The organism is Micromonospora yongxingensis (genome assembly GCF_052601155.1).
Genome location: NZ_JBQXEO010000060.1, coordinates 1 through 810, shown reverse-complemented (window position 1 = coordinate 810; position 810 = coordinate 1). Strand labels below are relative to the sequence as shown.

1 protein-coding gene is annotated in these 810 nt (G+C 68.4%); it reads left to right on the top strand.

All coding sequences use genetic code 11. The features are described from left to right. Positions 1-214 precede the first annotated feature (214 nt). On the top strand, positions 215-772 hold the full coding sequence (locus ACTWLT_RS31530; protein ID WP_445321494.1) for a hypothetical protein: 558 nt from the start codon (positions 215-217) through the stop codon (positions 770-772). Positions 773-810 lie beyond the last annotated feature (38 nt).

Here is an 810-nt window from a genome sequence, read left to right as displayed (position 1 = left end):
ACCGCACCAGCACCCGCACCACCGGGTGCCGCGCCCCGGAATGACTCCGGCCCGGCGGTCGTTACACACAGACCCGGCGCCACGAGCCCCCCGCCCGTGAGCCGCCGAAAAGACTTCCCCCCGTGTTTGAGAAGCGCCGGACGAGGTGCTTGCACCCCTATGCCGTTCCCCCGAGCGGTGCTGCGGGTGTCTACCCCGTGAAGGAGCTACCCCCATGAACACGATCATCCGTAAGAGCATGCTGTCCGTTGCTGGTCTCGCGTTCGCCGGTGGTGTGTTCGCCGGTCCCATCGCCGCCCACGCCAACGCCCCTGTTGAGGGCAAGCCGGCCGCGGTTGCGGTGCAGACCGCCAAGCCGCAGGGCGAGCAGTCCCGGATCACTCTGAACGATGAGCAGACCGCGAACGTGAAGGCGATCATCGCCGCGACGAAGAAGGCGGGTCTGCCGGAGCGGGCCGCGGTCATCTCGATCGCGACGAGCCTGCAGGAGTCGAAGCTGGAGAACCTGGGCCACCTCGGCGACCGCAATGACCACGACTCGCTGGGCCTGTTCCAGCAGCGGCCGAGCTCGGGTTGGGGCACCCCGGAGCAGATCACCGACCCCGACTACTCGACCACGGCGTTCCTGAAGGGTTTGAAGCAGGTCGACGGGTGGCAGGACATGCCGCTGACCGACGCCGCGCAGACCGTGCAGGTGTCGGCGTACCCGGACGCCTACGCCCAGTGGGAGCAGCAGGCCACCGACCTGGTCGCCCAGTACTGGAACAGCTGACCCACAGAGAGCAACCTTGACCGCTGGCCGGCACCCGC